The organism is Pseudomonas sp. LRP2-20, from assembly GCF_024349685.1.
Lineage (GTDB): Bacteria > Pseudomonadota > Gammaproteobacteria > Pseudomonadales > Pseudomonadaceae > Aquipseudomonas.
Genome location: NZ_AP025944.1, coordinates 4,776,108 through 4,791,313, shown reverse-complemented (window position 1 = coordinate 4,791,313; position 15,206 = coordinate 4,776,108). Strand labels below are relative to the sequence as shown.

At 63.9% G+C, this 15,206-nt stretch carries 14 protein-coding genes; 10 read left to right on the top strand and 4 right to left on the bottom strand.

Features of this window, described 5'->3' with window-relative positions; genetic code table 11:
• Positions 1–73: 73 nt before the first annotated feature.
• The gene (rapA, locus tag OCX61_RS21465; protein WP_261941286.1) at positions 74–2,920 is read right to left on the bottom strand and encodes an RNA polymerase-associated protein RapA; all 2,847 of its coding nucleotides are present in this window, start codon (positions 2,918–2,920) and stop codon (positions 74–76) included.
• Positions 2,921–3,052: 132 nt separating this feature from the next.
• On the opposite strand from rapA, the gene OCX61_RS21460 reads away from it, so the two are divergent.
• From OCX61_RS21460 to OCX61_RS21435, 7 genes are all read left to right on the top strand, one after another.
• The gene (locus OCX61_RS21460; protein WP_261941285.1) at positions 3,053–3,748 is read left to right on the top strand and encodes a M949_RS01915 family surface polysaccharide biosynthesis protein; all 696 of its coding nucleotides are present in this window, start codon (positions 3,053–3,055) and stop codon (positions 3,746–3,748) included.
• Positions 3,749–3,854: 106 nt separating this feature from the next.
• A complete protein-coding gene (locus OCX61_RS21455; protein ID WP_261941284.1) occupies positions 3,855–4,184 on the top strand; it encodes an aspartate-semialdehyde dehydrogenase in 330 nt (109 codons plus the stop codon).
• Between the two features lie 67 nt (positions 4,185–4,251).
• Positions 4,252–4,413 carry a hypothetical protein gene (locus OCX61_RS21450; protein ID WP_261941283.1) on the top strand — a complete coding sequence of 54 codons (162 nt, stop codon included), beginning with the start codon at positions 4,252–4,254 and terminating at the stop codon, positions 4,411–4,413.
• Positions 4,414–4,548: 135 nt separating this feature from the next.
• Positions 4,549–4,665: a cytochrome c oxidase subunit CcoM gene (gene ccoM, locus OCX61_RS27235; RefSeq protein WP_060512656.1), complete on the top strand. Its 117-nt coding sequence runs from the start codon at positions 4,549–4,551 to the stop codon at positions 4,663–4,665.
• A 169-nt stretch (positions 4,666–4,834) separates the two neighbouring features.
• Positions 4,835–6,823 (top strand): FUSC family protein, encoded by a 1,989-nt coding sequence (locus OCX61_RS21445; RefSeq protein WP_261941282.1) that lies wholly within the window; start codon positions 4,835–4,837, stop codon positions 6,821–6,823.
• Positions 6,810–7,016 (top strand): DUF1656 domain-containing protein, encoded by a 207-nt coding sequence (locus tag OCX61_RS21440; RefSeq protein WP_261941281.1) that lies wholly within the window; start codon positions 6,810–6,812, stop codon positions 7,014–7,016. Before OCX61_RS21445 ends, OCX61_RS21440 begins: the two co-directional genes overlap by 14 nt.
• A gap of 11 nt (positions 7,017–7,027) precedes the next feature.
• Complete coding sequence (locus tag OCX61_RS21435; RefSeq protein WP_261941280.1) at positions 7,028–7,897, top strand: efflux RND transporter periplasmic adaptor subunit; 870 nt, start codon at positions 7,028–7,030, stop codon at positions 7,895–7,897.
• Between the two features lie 154 nt (positions 7,898–8,051).
• Here OCX61_RS21435 and OCX61_RS21430 read toward each other — a convergent pair whose 3' ends face one another.
• On the bottom strand, positions 8,052–8,810 hold the full coding sequence (locus tag OCX61_RS21430; RefSeq protein ID WP_261941279.1) for an SDR family NAD(P)-dependent oxidoreductase: 759 nt from the start codon (positions 8,808–8,810) through the stop codon (positions 8,052–8,054).
• A gap of 112 nt (positions 8,811–8,922) precedes the next feature.
• On the opposite strand from OCX61_RS21430, the gene OCX61_RS21425 reads away from it, so the two are divergent.
• A complete protein-coding gene (locus OCX61_RS21425) occupies positions 8,923–9,864 on the top strand; it encodes a LysR family transcriptional regulator (RefSeq protein WP_261941278.1) in 942 nt (313 codons plus the stop codon).
• An 87-nt stretch (positions 9,865–9,951) separates the two neighbouring features.
• On the top strand, positions 9,952–10,272 hold the full coding sequence (locus tag OCX61_RS21420) for a DUF2025 family protein (protein WP_261941277.1): 321 nt from the start codon (positions 9,952–9,954) through the stop codon (positions 10,270–10,272).
• A gap of 8 nt (positions 10,273–10,280) precedes the next feature.
• On the opposite strand, the gene OCX61_RS21415 is transcribed toward OCX61_RS21420, so the two are convergent.
• Positions 10,281–12,851 carry a bifunctional diguanylate cyclase/phosphodiesterase gene (locus OCX61_RS21415; RefSeq protein WP_261941276.1) on the bottom strand — a complete coding sequence of 857 codons (2,571 nt, stop codon included), beginning with the start codon at positions 12,849–12,851 and terminating at the stop codon, positions 10,281–10,283.
• A 54-nt stretch (positions 12,852–12,905) separates the two neighbouring features.
• On the bottom strand, positions 12,906–13,979 hold the full coding sequence (locus OCX61_RS21410) for a diguanylate cyclase (protein ID WP_261944351.1): 1,074 nt from the start codon (positions 13,977–13,979) through the stop codon (positions 12,906–12,908).
• 130 nt (positions 13,980–14,109) lie between these two features.
• Between OCX61_RS21410 and OCX61_RS21405 the strand changes: the two genes are divergently transcribed.
• Positions 14,110–15,204, top strand: coding sequence for an MBL fold metallo-hydrolase (locus tag OCX61_RS21405; protein ID WP_261941275.1), 1,095 nt, complete (start codon positions 14,110–14,112; stop codon positions 15,202–15,204).
• Positions 15,205–15,206: the final 2 nt, after the last annotated feature.

Below are 15,206 nucleotides of genomic sequence, written 5' to 3'. Positions count from 1 at the left end.
GTTCTCAAATCGATAGCCAGCCGTAATAACGAACGGGGGCGCAAGGCGCCCCCAGTTGGCATGGCTTGTCAGTTTACCCGGCAACGAGTACGCGGATGGCTTCAAGCCGCAAGGCGGCCTTGTCCAGCATCGCCATGCCCTGTTCCCGCTGCTTGCGCAGCGCATCGATCTCGCTGTCACGCACGCTCGGGTTGACCGCCTGAAGTGCGGTCAGGCGGGCCAGCTCTTCATCGGCCTCGGCGGCCAGGCGGCGCTGTGCCTCGGCCACGCGCTCGACGTGCACTGGCATGACCTTGGCCTCGCCACCGCTGATGCGCTTGGCCAGCACGTCACGCTGGGCCTGGACGAACTTGTTGGCGCTGGCACGTGGCACGCTTTCGAGCTGGTCATTGAGGGTTTCGAACGCCACGCGCGACGCCAGGTCGTTGCCGTTGGCATCGAGCAGGCAGCGCAGTGCCGCTGGCGGCAGGTAGCGGCCCAGTTGCAGGCTGCGTGGCGCCACCACCTCGCTGACGAACAGCAGTTCAAGCAGTACGGTACCGGGCTTGAGCGCCTTGTTCTTGATCAGCGCGACGGCGGTGTTGCCCATCGAGCCGGACAGCACCAGGTCCATGCCGCCCTGGACCATCGGGTGCTCCCAGGTCAGGAACTGCATGTCTTCACGTGACAGGGCCTGGGCACGGTCGTAGGTGATGGTCACGCCTTCGTCGTCGCCCAGCGGGAAACTGGCGTCGAGCATTTTCTCGCTCGGCTTGAGGATCAGGGCGTTTTCCGAGTGGTCTTCGCTGTCGATGCCGAAGGCGTCGAACAGGGTTTCCATATAGATAGGCAAGGCGAACTGGTCGTCCTGCTCGAGGATGGCCTCGACCAGCGCCTGGCCTTCACCGGCGCCACCGGAGTTCAGTTCCAGCAGGCGGTCACGGCCGCTGTGCAGTTCTGCCTCCAGGCGCTCGCGCTCGCCACGGGCCTCGCTGACCAGTGCGGTCCAGGCCTTGGCGTCGCCGCCCTCGAGCATCGGCAGCAGGCGCGGGCCGAACTGGTGCTGCAGGGCGTTGCCGGTCGGGCAGGTATTGAGGAAGGCGTTGAGGCCATCGTGGTACCACTGGAACAGGCGCTCCTGCGGGCTGTCCTGCAGGTAAGGGATATGCAGTTCGATGGTGTGCTTCTGACCGATCCGGTCGAGACGGCCGATACGCTGTTCGAGCAGGTCCGGGTGGGCCGGCAGGTCGAACATCACCAGGTGATGGGCGAACTGGAAGTTACGGCCTTCACTGCCGATCTCGGAGCAGATCAGCACCTGGGCGCCGAATTCCTCGTCGGCAAAGTAGGCAGCGGCACGGTCGCGTTCGAGGATGCTCATGCCTTCGTGGAACACCGTGGCCGGGATGCCGGAGCGCACGCGCAGGGCGTCTTCCAGGTCCATGGCGGTTTCGGCGTGGGCGCAGATCACCAGGACCTTGGTGCGCTTGAGCATCTTCAGTGTGTCGATCAGCCAGTCGACCCGAGGGTCGAAGCGCCACCAGCGCTCGTCATCGCTGACGTCACCCTGGGCCTGGAAGGCCACTTCCGGGTACAACTCGGCGTGTTCGCCGGCTGGCAGGTCCTGGTACTGCGCGGGGTTGGCCAGTGGATACGGGTGCAGCTGGCGCTCGGGGAAACCCTGGACTGCCGCACGGGTGTTGCGGAACAGCACGCGGCCGGTGCCGTGGCGGTCAAGCAGCTCGCGGATCAGGCGGGCGCTGGCCTGGGTATCGCCATCGTTGACCGCCGCCAGCAGGGCTTCGCCTTCGGCGCCGAGGAAGCCTTGAATGGTGGCATGGGCCTTGGGTGACAGGCGGCCTTCTTCAAGCAGCTCCTGCACGGCCTCGGCCACCGGGCGGTAGTTTTCGCTCTCGGCGCGGAACGCTGCGAGGTCATGGAAACGGTTGGGGTCGAGCAGGCGCAGGCGGGCGAAGTGGCTGTCCTGGCCGAGTTGTTCAGGGGTAGCGGTCAGCAGCAGCACGCCCGGGATGACCTGGGCCAGTTGCTCGACCAGGCCGTACTCGGCGCTGACCTGGTCTTCGTGCCACACCAGGTGGTGCGCCTCGTCGACCACCATCAGGTCCCAGCCAGCGGCAAACAGCGCGTCCTGGGCCTTTTCGTCATCGACCAGCCATTCCAGAGCGACCAGCGCCAGTTGGGCATCCTCGAACGGGTTGCTGGCGTCGCTTTCGATGAAGCGCTCGGCGTCGAACAAGGCGACCTGCAGGTTGAAGCGCCGGCGCATTTCCACCAGCCACTGGTGCTGGAGGTTTTCCGGAACCAGGATCAGCACGCGGCTGGCGCGGCCGGACAGCAGCTGGCGGTGAATCACCAGGCCGGCCTCGATGGTCTTGCCCAGGCCTACTTCGTCGGCCAGCAATACCCGTGGGGCGCTGCGGTCGGCGACTTCGCGGGCGATGTGCAACTGGTGGGCGATCGGTTGCGCGCGGCAGCCACCCAGGCCCCACAGCGACGACTGCATCTGCTTGCTGGTGTGGTGCAAGGTGTTGTAACGCAGGCTGAACCACGACAGCGGGTCGATCTGCCCGGCGAACAGGCGGTCGCTGGCCAGGCGGAACTGGATGAAGTTCGACAGCTGGGTTTCCGGCAGGGTGCGCGGCTGGTTCTGGCCATCCAGGCCGTGGTAGACCATCAGCCCGTCGATGTCCTCGACTTCGCGCACGGTCAGCTTCCAGCCTTCGAAGTGGGTGATCTGGTCACCTGGCGAGAAGCGCACGCGGGTCAGCGGCGCATTGCGCAGGGAATACTGGCGGGTGTCGCCAGTGGCCGGGTAGAGCACGGTCAGCAGGCGGCCATCCTGCGCCAGGATGGTCCCCAGGCCGAGCTCCGCTTCGCTGTCGCTGATCCAGCGTTGCCCCGGTTGATACTGCTGCGCCATACTGCCTGAACTCCCGCGATGAAAAAGCCGGCTATGTTAACGGATAGGCCGGGCGGACCATAGACCAGAAGTCCATCAGTCTAGCTGTTTCATCGCAGATCACCGTCTTGCTGACGAGGGCTACGCACCGATATGCCGCTCAAGCACCGCTGGTTGCACACCTCCCTGGCCATGGGCAGCTTGCTGCTGCTGGCCGCCTGCGAACAGAAAAATTTTGAAACCCTGCCTGCGATCCCGGTCGAGCAGCTCGAAGTGCTGGGCGTGCAGACGCCGATCAAGAGCGTGCACTTCCGTGACCGCGACGGCGAGGGGCTGCTGGTGCTCAGCCGCAGCGATGGCCAGGCCGTGGATGCCGAATCCGAGCAGGAAGTCGACAAGGTGGTGCTCAAGGCCACCCTCTACGGGCGCACCGCCGAGCGCGACGCGTTCAAGCCGCGCTGGCAGATCGAGCAGGAAACCACCTGCCCCGGGCTGGACCTGGATGTTGACTTCTATACCGATGTCAGTGACGTCAGTGACCTGAACAAGGACGGTGTCGCCGAGGTGACCGTGGCCAGCCACGCCTTCTGCGGTGGCGGCATCGATCCGCACGACATCGCCATTGAAATGCGCGAGGGGCAGAACGCCTACACCATCACCGGTCAGTCGCTGATCACCCCGGCAGGTGAAGAGCCGGTCGGCGGCGAGCGTGAAGACAGCGCGTCGCTGAAGAATGCGCCGCAGGTACTGCGCGAGCATATGGATTCGGTCTGGCAGCAGGTCTACAAGCGGCCCTGGAGCGAAGCCAGCCCGCCGGTCGACGACGACCCTGAGGACGATACCGAGTAACCACTGTCTACACTGGCATGATGCGGCCATGAGCGGCCGCACACCCATACCTTGACGCTCAAGCTGGCTAACGGACGGCCGATACAGTGGGCACAGGAGAACTGCCATGCTGCCGCCGATCATCCCGCTCAGTGCCGCCCCGGTGACCTCACAACTGGACCCGGTCAAACAGACCCCCGACATCAAGCCGGTGGTGCCGGTGCAGCCTTCGTCCAATGAAAGTGCCATCGACCTGAAGCAGCAGCGCGACCCTCAGGAGCAAGTCCTGCTGCTGCGCGAGGAGCAGCGCCGCCAGCAGCGGCGCAACAAAAAGGACGAAGCGGAGCTTTACAGCGCCATGCCGGGTGACGAAGTCAATGCCGACAACACCGTGCCGGTGGCACCGCTGATGGGCGAGAACCCGCGCCAGGGCCTGCTGGTCGATATCGAAGTCTGACGCGGGGCTGGTCACGGCCAGCGCCTGGCTTCATGATGCAAGTCTCTGTAGATCGTCGAGCCCACCCATGAGCCAAGACAACCTCATCGACTTCGATGCCGAGCGCGCCAAGCGCATCCATGACCTCAAGGAAAAACGCCTGAACGAAGTGCGCCAGGCGTTCGAGCAGGCCATGCCACTTGCCGCTACGAAGAAAAAGAAGCCAAAGGGCAAGCCCAAGAAGCGCTGAAACTTGACGCAGGTCAACCCTGCACCCGCCTCGCGTGCCCGGTCCCGGGCAGCATTGACCCTGATCAATTTTCCCCGCCCCCGTATTCGTTACCTTGCATCCATCGGACAACGGCAAACGAATCGGGAGGCCAGCATGTTCTTCGACAATGTGGTTATCGCGGGCGTGGTAACGGTCGGGTTGATGGTTGCATTCTTTGCCGGTCTGGGCATTTTCATCTGGAAGGATTCGCACAAGCGCAAGCCGCGCTGACCTTTCGGATTCACGAGCACGCAAGGCATTTAGGGCGACTTCGGTCGCCCATTTTTTTGCCTGCGTATTTTGCCGATAAAGATGGTTAGCTAGCTAATTATTCGATCCCGCAGTATCCTGCTCGCCATTGTCTATTGTTTAACTCACCATCCCCCGCAAGGTCCGATTCGTGCCCATCACCTTCCAGGCCCTGTTCGCACCCAGCAGCCTCGCCATCAAGTTCGCCATCAAGACATTGCTTGGGGCGGGGCTGGCGTTGTGGCTGGCCATGCGCTGGGGGCTGGAGCAACCGTCCTGGGCCTTGATGACCGCGTTCATCGTCGCCCAGCCGCTGTCCGGAATGGTGGTGCAGAAAGGCCTGGCGCGTCTGGCCGGGACCTTGGTCGGCACGGTCATGTCGGTGGTGTTCATCGGCCTGTTTGCCCAGACCCCATGGCTGTTCCTGATCACCCTGGCGCTGTGGCTGGCCTTGTGCACGGCGGCCTCCACGCAATTGCGCAGTGCCTGGGCCTATTCGTTCGTCCTGGCTGGCTATACGGCGGCCATCATTGCCTTGCCCGCCATCAATCATCCCTTGCAGGTGTTTGACCAGGCGGTGGCGCGGTGCACTGAAATCTGTCTGGGGATCTTCTGCGCCACCGCCAGCAGCGCCCTGATCTGGCCGATGCGGGTCGAGCAGCAGCTTGCCGGGCAAGCCCGTCAGGCCTGGCAGAACGGTCTGCAGGCGGCAAGCGCCATGCTGGGTGGCGAGGATGAAGCACGCAAAGGGCTGTTGGACAGCCTGGGTCGCATCGTCGCCATCGATACCCAGCGCGAGCATGCCTGGTTCGAAGGCCCACGCGGGCGGCAGCGAGCCAAGGCCATCCGTGGGCTGAGCCAGAAACTCATGGTGCTGCTGCGTATTTCACGCTCGGTGCGCCGGCAGTGGCGGCAACTGGACGAGCACGAAGCCGGGCAACTCGCGCCTTGGCTTGACGAAGTGCGGGCGCAGCTGGTCAAGCCCGATCAGCCGAACTTGCTGGTGTTGCGTCAGCGTATCTGGGACGCGGCCCATGATGAGCAGATCAGCTCCGCCGAGCACTTCTGCCTGGCGCGCATGGCCTTGCTGCTGGACTACGCCATGGCTGCCACCCAGGCCCTGGACGATGTCGAGGCGGGCAGGGCGCCGAAAGATGTATCCCAGGGCCTGGCGGCGCACCGCGACTGGTCGCTGGCCTTGTTGTTCGGTTCACGCAGTGCCTTGGCCTTTCTGGTGATGAGCAGCTTCTGGCTGGCCACCGCCTGGCCGTCGGCGCCTGGCGGCCTGGTGCTGACCTGCGTGGTGTGCAGCCTGTTCGCCAGCCGGGAGAACGGCGCGCAGATTGGCCTGAGCTTCTTGCGCGGGATCTTCCTGGCGATCCCCGCAGCTTTTCTGGTCGGGCAGATCATCCTGCCGCAGTGGAGCAGTTTCGCCATGCTCTGCCTGGGCATGGGTGTGCCGCTGTTCTTCGGCGCGTTGGGCATGGCCCACCCGCGTACCGGCGCCACGGCCACTTCCTATTGCCTGCATTTCATCGTGCTGGTCTCGCCGCTCAACGCCATGACGTTCGGTGTGGCGACCATGTTCAACAGCGCCCTGTCCATGTTGGTGGGTGTGGGTGCTGCGGTATTGGCCTTCCGCTTGCTGGTGTTTCGCCACCCGGCCTGGCTTGGCCGGCGCCTGCGCGCCGCAACCCAGAGCGACCTGGTGCGCCTGACCCGGCGCGAACTGCGCGGTGCCGACAGCTGGTTTGGCGGGCGCATGGCCGACCGCCTGATGCAACTGGCCCGGCATGCCAGCGAGCTGCCAGCCACCGAACGCAAGCGCTGGGATGATGGCCTGCATGGGCTGGATATCGGAGACGAGCTGGTGCACCTGCGCATGTGCCTGGCGGTGGCCCAGGTGCCATTGGCTGGCGCCGAGCGTGAATACCTGCAGCAGGTCGAGGCGGTGCTGGCCAACGGCCCGGCCGTTGGCCGCGAGCAGCGCCTGGATACGGCCAGCGAGCAGTTTATCGCCGCCTTGCAACGGGCGCCGGCCAGCGACCCGTTGCGCCTGGCCCAGGGCGCGGTGCTGCAGTTGCAGAAAAGTTGGGGTAAATGGTGCCGCGCACAGGAGGATGCCCATGGGCTTGCGTGAGTGGGAGCTGGGCGGTGTGCTGCTCAGCCCGTTCCTGATTTATGTGCTGATGGCGCTGGCGCTGACCGGGGCGTTGCGCCTGGTGGTACAGGCCACGCCGCTGGGGCGCTGGATATGGCATGAAGCGCTGTTCGACACGGCGTTGTTCGTTTGTGTGCTGTTCCTGGTAGTTCGCCTGCTGGGGCCTTTGTAAGGAGGGATTCAATGCGTGCTGTCGTCCGTATTCTGGTGACCTTGTGCGTGGTCGCCATTGCCGTTCTGGCCGGCTTCAAGCTCTGGCAGTACTACATGCTCACGCCGTGGACGCGTGATGCCCGGGTACGCGCCGATGTGGTGGTGATCGCCCCGGACGTATCTGGCTGGGTGCGTGAGCTCAAGGTGCAGGACAACCAGCAGGTCAAGGCTGGCGATCTGTTGATGAGCATCGACCGCGAGCGTTTCCAGGCGGCCTTCGAGCAGGCCAGCGCGGTGGCTGAAACCCGCGCCCAGCAGTTGCACCTGCGTGAGCGTGAAGCCGCGCGGCGCACGGCGCTGGGCCCGGAGGCGATCAGCGCCGAACTGCGCGAAAATGCCCAGATCAACGCCGCCATCGCCCGTGGCGAACTGCATGAGGCCGAAGCCCAGTTGCAAGTGGCAAAGATCAACCTGGCGCGCAGTGAAGTGCGAGCGCCGCGCAGCGGGCATATCACCAACCTGCGTCTGGCCCAGGGCAACTATGTCAACACCGGTCAGTCGGTGATGGCCCTGGTGGATGATTCGACGTTCTACATCCAGGCCTACTTCGAGGAGACCAAGCTGCCGCGCATCCGGGTTGGCGATGAGGTGAAAGTCTGGCTGATGGGCGCGGGCGATGCGATGAAGGGGCATGTGGAAAGCATCAGCCGCGGCATCACCGACAGCAACAGCAATCCGGACAGCCAGCTGCTGCCGGTTGTGGAGCCGACGTTCAACTGGGTGCGGCTGGCGCAACGGATTCCGGTGCGGATCAGGCTGGATCAGATTCCCGAAGGGGTTCACCTGAGTGCGGGGATGACCGCCAGCGTGCAGGTGCATGAGGATCAGGCAGAACAGTGATGGCCAAAGGGCTGCTTCGCAGCCCATCGACGCGGTTCGTCGCCACGACAAGCGCGGCTCCCACAAGTACTGCACATGCCTGCGGGTTAGCGCGGTCGTTGTGGGAGCTGGCTTGCCGGCGATGGGCCGCAAAGCGGCCCCAAGTTTTTCTGCCTTAAAGGAACATCCCGCCAGACACTTCCAGCCGCTGCCCGGTAATCCAGCCATTGCCTTCCTCCAGCAGCAGCGCGATGGCAGCGCCGATATCGTCCGGCAACCCGACCCGCCCGAGCGCTGTATTGCCAGCAATGAAGTCGTTGACCTGCTGGTTGTCGCGCACCACGCCGCCACCAAAGTCAGTCTCGATCGCCCCCGGGGCAAGGATGTTGACGCGAATGCCGCGTGCCCCCAGCTCCTTGGCCTGATACCGGGTCAAAACCTCCATCGCCCCCTTCATGGCGGCATAGGCGGCATACCCAGGCAACGCAAAGCGCGCCAACCCGGACGAGATGTTGACGATGCGCCCGCCATCGACCAGCAATGGCAGCAGCCGCTGTGTGAGGAAGAACGGCCCCTTGAACTGGATGTTCAGCAACTGGTCGAACTGCGCCTCGCTGGTTTCACTGAACGGTACATTCAGGCCGATACCGGCATTGTTCACCAGGAAATCGAAGCGCTCACGGCCAAAGTGTTGTTGCAGGGTCGTACCCAGGCGCTCGGCAAAGCCGGCGAAGCTGCTGCTGTCGCCGACATCCAGCTGGAGCATGGCAGCCTTGGCTCCAGCCGCTTCGAGGGCCTTGGCCACGCGCTGGGCCTCGTCGGCCTTGCTGTGGTATGTGCCGATGATGTCGATACCGCGTGCAGCCAGATGTTCGGCGGCATTGCGGCCCAGCCCACGGCTGGCGCCAGTGATCAGAGCGATCTTGCGAGTCATGTCGTATCCCTCGTGGATGGTGGATGCAGGACAGGTTATTGATCGTGCTGTGGCTGTTAAATCCAGTTGAATCGGAAATACTGTTCGTCTGGTCCGAACAGTGGGGGTGGATATGAACAAGTTGGAACTGCTGCGCACGTTCGTTCGCGTCAGTGAGCTGAGCAGTTTCACACTGGCGGCAGACAGCCTGGGCCTGCCGCGCTCGACGGTGTCGGAGCAGGTGAGGGCGCTGGAGCAACTGCTTGGCACGCGCCTGTTCAACCGCACCACGCGGCGCGTCCAGGCAACCCAGGACGGTACTCTGCTGTATGAGCGCAGCAAGGATCTGCTGTCGGGCATGGACGAGATCGAAAGCCTGTTCCGCGCCGACGATGCCGAGCTGGCCGGCTGCCTACGGGTCGACATGCCGACCATGATGGCCCGCCGTGTAATCATTCCGGCCTTGCCGCAATTTTTGTCACGGTTTCCCAGGCTGGAAGTGGAGATCAGTTGCACCGACCGCCAGGTCGACCTGCTACGTGAAGGTTTCGACTGCGTCATGCGAATTGGTGCGCTGAGTGACCTGGATGTCGTGGCGCGGCCGATCGGCCAGTTGAGCATGCGCAATTGCGCCAGCCCGGACTACCTTGACCGTTGCGGCGTACCGCATAGCCTGGACGACCTGGGCAAGCACCGACTGGTCCACTATGTACGCAACCTGGGTGCGCGCAGCGCGGGCTTTGAATACATGCAGGCCGGCCGGGTGTGCTTTCAGCCCATGGCCGGCGTGGTCACGGTCAACAATGCCGAGGCCTATTCGGCGGCCTGCCTGGCGGGCCTCGGTTTGATCCAGGTGCCGGCAGTCGGTGTGGCGCATCACCTGGCAAGTGGTGAGCTGATGGAGGTGATGCACGGCTGGCAGGCCCAGGCCATGCCGGTGTCCTTGTTGTATGCCCGGCAACGGCATGTACCTCGCCGGGTCCAGGCGTTCATGAGCTGGCTGGGCGGGCTACTGGCGTCGCAGGTCGACCCGATGCCAGGCGACGAAAACCTTGGCACAACGATGAACACTTGAGCTAGGCTGCCCACTGCGCGTCGCCCAACAGAGGCGACCGTTGCCTGCCTGGCGTGCGTCACTTCCGTTCATTTGCGAGGTTACGTCATGGCCATCACTTCCCAGGACATCTGCAGCGCTGCCGACCAGCTCAATGGCTTTGTCGGCTTTCATGGCAAGCGCGGTGTCCATATCGTGCGGTTTTCCGAAGACGCGTTCGGCATGGACGTGGCGGATGACAGCATCACCCCCTGCAGCGAATTCGTCTGGCGGCCGCAACAGGGCTCGCGCATGTCGCTGTGCCGGGAGCGCCTGGCGCTGTTGCTGGAGCAACATGTGGATGACCGGCTGAACATCGGCGAGCCATTGCGCATTTACCTGCGGCGTCGTGATCTGCCGGAAATCGTGGCTGAGCGCTCGCTGCGCTGAGCTGCGGATTACAAAGCATCTGCGGACCCGTCAGGCTTGCGCCTCAATAATTGCTCGAAGCCGGCCTTGTCCAATGGCCGGCTCAGGTAGTAACCCTGCACTTCGTGGCAGCGATCCTTCTGCAGCGCACGCAATTGTTGCTCGGTCTCCACGCCCTCGGCCGTCACCGTCAGCCCCATTGCTTCCCCCAGGTTGATGATCGCCTGCACCACGGCGCGGTCGCTGCCGGTGCTATTGGCCAGGCCGGCGATGAAGCGCTTGTCGATCTTGATGCTGTCGAACGGGTAGGTCCGCAGGTAGCCGAGCGAGGAATACCCCGTGCCGAAGTCATCCATGTTAAGCCGCACGCCCAGCTCCTTGAGCGCGAGCATGGTGCCCAGGGCGCCCTCGATGTCGTTGAGCATCACGTTCTCGGTAATCTCCAGCTCCAGCTGCTGGGCAGGGAAGGTGGTTTCCAGAAGGATTTCGCGAACATCGGCGACCACGTCACTGCGCATGAATTGCGCAGGTGACAGGTTTACCGAAACCAGCAGGTGCTCTGGCCAGTCGAGTGCGTTGCGGCATGCTTCGCGCAGTACCCAACGGCCCAGGGTGACGATCAGTCCGCTTTGCTCGGCCAGGGGAATGAAGGTATCCGGGGCGAGCAGGCCTTCCTGTGGGTGCTGCCAGCGCAGCAAGGCTTCGACCGAGACGATGCGCAGGTCGCTGAGGCGGTAGCGTGGCTGGTAATGGATGACGAACTCGTTGTTCTTCAGGGCGCGGCGCAGGTCGTTTTCCAGCTGGCGGCGGTACTGGATCTGCTGGTTCATCTCGGCGGCGAAGTAGCGCCAGGTGCCCTTGCCATCTGCCTTGGCCTGGTACAGGGCGATATCGGCGCAGCGGATCAGCTCGCCGGCATCGAACCCCTGGCTGCGGGTCTGGGCGATGCCGAGGCTGGCGCCGATGTGCAGCTGCTGGTTTTCAAAGGTGATGGGTTGCTGCAGCAGTTCGATCAGCCGCCGGCACAGGCGGTCGATCTCGCTGCGGTTATCCACGCCTTCCAGTACCAGCACGAATTCGTCACCGCCCAGGCGTGCCACCAGGTCAACGTCGCGTGTGGTGTCGCGCAGGCGGGCGGCCACTTCCTGCAGCACCGCATCACCTGCTGCATGGCCAAGGGAGTCGTTGATCGGCTTGAAGTTGTCCAGGTCGAGCAGCAGCAAGGTCAGCGGCGGCGAGTCGCTGCCGCGCAACAGCGCCTGCTCCAGGTGCCTGGCCAGTTTGTTGCGATTGGCAAGGCCGGTCAGTGGGTCGTGCAGCGACAGGTGCTGGATGCGCGCATGGGCCTCGACTTCGTCGGTGATATCGCTGGCCGTACCGCGAAAGCCGGCGTGCTTGCCATCGAGCCGGATGGCCCGTGCCGAGATGCGGCAATAGCGGCTCAGGCCGTTGTGGTCGCGGTAGGCGCAGCGCAGGTTGGCCGGCTGTTCCGAATCGGTTTCGATCTGCCCATCGAGCCAGGCTGACAACGGCGTGGTTTCACAGCTGAGCAGCTGATTGAGCGGCTGGCCGAGCCAGGCCTCGACCGGGTCGCCGGTCACTTTGACGAAACGCTGGGACAGGTACGTGAGCCGTTGTTGTCGGTCGGTTTCCCAGATCCAGTCGGAGGCCGCCTCAGCCACTGCGCGAAAACGCTGCTCGCTGGCTTCCAGGGCCTGATTGCTCTTCTGCAGGCGCTGCAGGCTGTGATCGATGGCGCGGGAGCTGCGCAACGCAAGGCGAAACAGGTAAAGCATGACCAAGCCCAGTATCAGTAGCGCGCAGAGCAACGGCGGCAACACGGCCCAGAGCAGCTGTCGCCCAGGCAACGGGCTGATCCAGGCCAGGCGATAACCGGTATCGCCCAGGGCAATATGCGGGTGACCGTGGGTGTGCTCTTCGATCTTTTCTATATGCATGCGCTCAAGGCCCGCGCCTTTGCCCAGGCGCGCGAGTTTGGCCTCGGTAAGCTGGTCGACGAACAGCATGACCGGTGCCTGGCTCACTTCTGCTGCGGTGACGTCCTTGTCCGGGCGTACGGCGGCGGCGCTGAGTACCGCTGGCCAGTTGTTGAACATGACGAAACGGGTGACCTGCTCGCGGGCGCTGGCGGCCGCGCGCGCAGCAGCGATGATTTCAGCCAGGGGGGCATCGATGAAACTGCCCGCAGCGGCCTCGGTAGGCGCACCCTTGAACAGCGCGTAGGTGGTGCGCTGGTCTTCGACCACGAATACCCCTTCGTAACCGCTGGCGCTGTAGAGCGATTCCCCGACGTTCTTTTGTGCATAGGCCCACTGCCAGTCGACCTTGCCAGCCAGGTGCTCGAAGGCCGCGTCCCATACCGCGTAGCTCGACAGAAACTGCCGCGAGGCCAGCAGGCGTTGCTCCAGCGCCTGGGTGGCATGGAAGGCACTGCGTTGTTGCTCCTGCTGGTCGAGGGTAGCCGCGATGTTGAACAGTGCACCCAGGGTGACCAGGCAAGCGAGGCCGAAGACTACGCAGAAAACGCCGATCAGGCGGCGGACCTGAAGACGTGGGGGAGGGCTGGCGGTCCTGGCCATGCGCGACAACTCCTTGATGACTGCAGTCCCCCGCCGGTCAATCAGCAAGGAGGTTCAGTCAGGATAGGCCAGCCTGAGCGGGGTGGCTTCGCCTTGGGCAAAATTGACCTGGTCGCGCCCGCGGCGCTTGGCGCTGTACAGCGCCTTGTCGGCCTGTTCCAGCCAGTGCTCGGGGGACTGCAGGTCGGTGTGGAAGGACGCCAGGCCGATGCTCAGGCTGATGCGCAGATGCGGCAGTTGCGGATTGCGGTAGCTGGCGACCCGTTCGCGCAGGCGCTCCATGGCCTGGCAGGCCTGGGCCTCGCTGGAGGCAGGGAGGATCACGCAGAACTCATCGCCGCCATAGCGCCCGGCCTGGTCGGTTTCACGCAGGTTGCGCTTGAGCTCCTCGCTCATCTGGCGCAGCACGCAATCGCCGACCACATGGCCGAAGGTGTCGTTGATGGTCTTGAAGTGATCGATGTCGATCAGCGCGATCACGGCTGGCGACTGTTGTTGCTGGCAGGCCTGGAACCTGAGCAGCAGCAGGTCTTTCCAGGCGCCGTGGTTGAGCAGGCCGGTCAGGCTGTCGGTCAGGCTCAGGGCGCTCAAGCGTCGCTTGTGTTCGCCCAGTTTGATTGCCAGGCGGTAGCAGACCCAGCCCAGCGCCAGCGGATACAGGGTCAACATTGGCAGGCAGGCGTAGATTTGCAGTGGCGTGGCATTCAACTGCAGCCCTGTGCCCAGCAGCACACTGGCCAGCAGCATGCCGACCAGCTGAGCCATTGCCCCGTGAATGATCAGGCGCTTGCCGCCTGCGGCCACGTTGTTCATGGTCATCATCGACAGCACGGTCACGGTCGGCAGCGGGTTGAAGTGCATGGCTGCGGTCCAGAACCCACCCAGTAGCGAGTCCAGCAGCAGGTTGCGCTGTTCTGCCTGATAAGGCGCCGCCGAGCGCGATGCCCACTGATAGGCGACATGCGGCCAGAGCAAGCCATTGAACAGCAGCAATCCCCAAGCCCAGGCTGGCAGCGATAGCGGCGCCACGGCAGCGGCTACGCTGAACAGGCCGATCCCCAGGCCGATGACGCGCGGCAGATAGATGCGCTTGACGAATGAAAGTCCCTTGCCGCTGCGATTGTCCATCATGGTCGTTGTTCTTCTGCCGGGGTTCCGTTTATCGCATAACTCACGTGAATATTGTTGAACAGTGTTTCATCGACGAAAAATGACCTTACAAGCCATTTCACGGTTGATGTGATCCCAGTGGGGTACCATGAAGCCTTTCCTCTTGCTTGGAGTGTTGCTGCTCATGGCTCCCATGGCTAATCCTGGCGACCAATCGGCGCCGCAGCGGGACGGACGTTTTCACAACCAGGCCAGCCTGCCCCAGGATGGCGCGCTGAAGAAGCTGCGCATCGGCCTCAAGTACCTGTTGCTGCGCAAACCGCCAGAAACCCGGCCGGCGGCGGCGATCAGCGTGCAGCCCATGACCCGCCAGCAGGTGCTCGATGCGCCGGACCATAGCCTCTGGCGCCTGGGCCACTCCACAGTATTGCTCAAGCTGCGCGGTCGCTACTTCATCACCGACCCGGTATTCGCCGAGCGCGCCTCGCCGGTGCAATGGGCCGGGCCGCTACGCTTCCATGCGCCACCGCTGGGGCTGGACGAGTTGCCGCCGCTGACGGCGGTGATCCTGTCTCACGATCATTTCGACCATCTCGATGAGCAGGCGATACGCCGATTGGCCCCGCGTGCCGAGCGATTTCTGGCCCCGCTCGGGGTGGGTGACTTGCTGATCGAGTGGGGTGTGCCTGCGGCCAAGGTCACGCAGCTGGACTGGTGGCAGGAAACCGAAGTGGAGGGTGTGCGTTTCATCGCGACGCCCGCGCAACACTTCTCAGGGCGTGGGCTATTCGACAGTAACCGGACCTTGTGGGCCTCCTGGGTGCTGATAGACGACCAGACACGCGTGTTCTTCAGCGGTGACACGGGGTACTTCGCCGGTTTTGCCGAAATCGGCGAGCGCTTTGGCCCGTTCGACCTGACGCTGATCGAGACCGGTGCCTACAACGTGGCCTGGCCCAACGTCCACATGCAGCCTGAACAAAGCCTGCAGGCGCATCTGGATCTGCTCGGGCGCTGGATGCTGCCAATCCATAACGGCACCTTCGATCTGTCCATCCACGGCTGGCAGGAACCATTCGAACGCATCGTCAGCCTGGCAGCGGCGGCCCAGGTGCGGCTGAGCACGCCGCAGATGGGGGAGCGGGTCAGCATCGATTCACCTCACGAGGGGCAGAACTGGTGGCAGCCGCATCCGGCGCGGCAGCGGGGCAGGGCGGTCGAACGGGCGCTGGCGGCGCGCTGAGT

Coding starts and splice junctions, on each gene's coding strand:
- rapA (WP_261941286.1), bottom strand. CDS start 2,920: ATGGCGCAGCAGTATCAACCGGGGCAACGCTGGATCAGCGACAGCGAA.
- OCX61_RS21460 (WP_261941285.1), top strand. CDS start 3,053: ATGCCGCTCAAGCACCGCTGGTTGCACACCTCCCTGGCCATGGGCAGC.
- OCX61_RS21455 (WP_261941284.1), top strand. CDS start 3,855: ATGCTGCCGCCGATCATCCCGCTCAGTGCCGCCCCGGTGACCTCACAA.
- OCX61_RS21450 (WP_261941283.1), top strand. CDS start 4,252: ATGAGCCAAGACAACCTCATCGACTTCGATGCCGAGCGCGCCAAGCGC.
- ccoM (WP_060512656.1), top strand. CDS start 4,549: ATGTTCTTCGACAATGTGGTTATCGCGGGCGTGGTAACGGTCGGGTTG.
- OCX61_RS21440 (WP_261941281.1), top strand. CDS start 6,810: ATGGGCTTGCGTGAGTGGGAGCTGGGCGGTGTGCTGCTCAGCCCGTTC.
- OCX61_RS21435 (WP_261941280.1), top strand. CDS start 7,028: ATGCGTGCTGTCGTCCGTATTCTGGTGACCTTGTGCGTGGTCGCCATT.
- OCX61_RS21430 (WP_261941279.1), bottom strand. CDS start 8,810: ATGACTCGCAAGATCGCTCTGATCACTGGCGCCAGCCGTGGGCTGGGC.
- OCX61_RS21425 (WP_261941278.1), top strand. CDS start 8,923: ATGAACAAGTTGGAACTGCTGCGCACGTTCGTTCGCGTCAGTGAGCTG.
- OCX61_RS21420 (WP_261941277.1), top strand. CDS start 9,952: ATGGCCATCACTTCCCAGGACATCTGCAGCGCTGCCGACCAGCTCAAT.
- OCX61_RS21415 (WP_261941276.1), bottom strand. CDS start 12,851: ATGGCCAGGACCGCCAGCCCTCCCCCACGTCTTCAGGTCCGCCGCCTG.
- OCX61_RS21410 (WP_261944351.1), bottom strand. CDS start 13,979: ATGGACAATCGCAGCGGCAAGGGACTTTCATTCGTCAAGCGCATCTAT.
- OCX61_RS21405 (WP_261941275.1), top strand. CDS start 14,110: ATGAAGCCTTTCCTCTTGCTTGGAGTGTTGCTGCTCATGGCTCCCATG.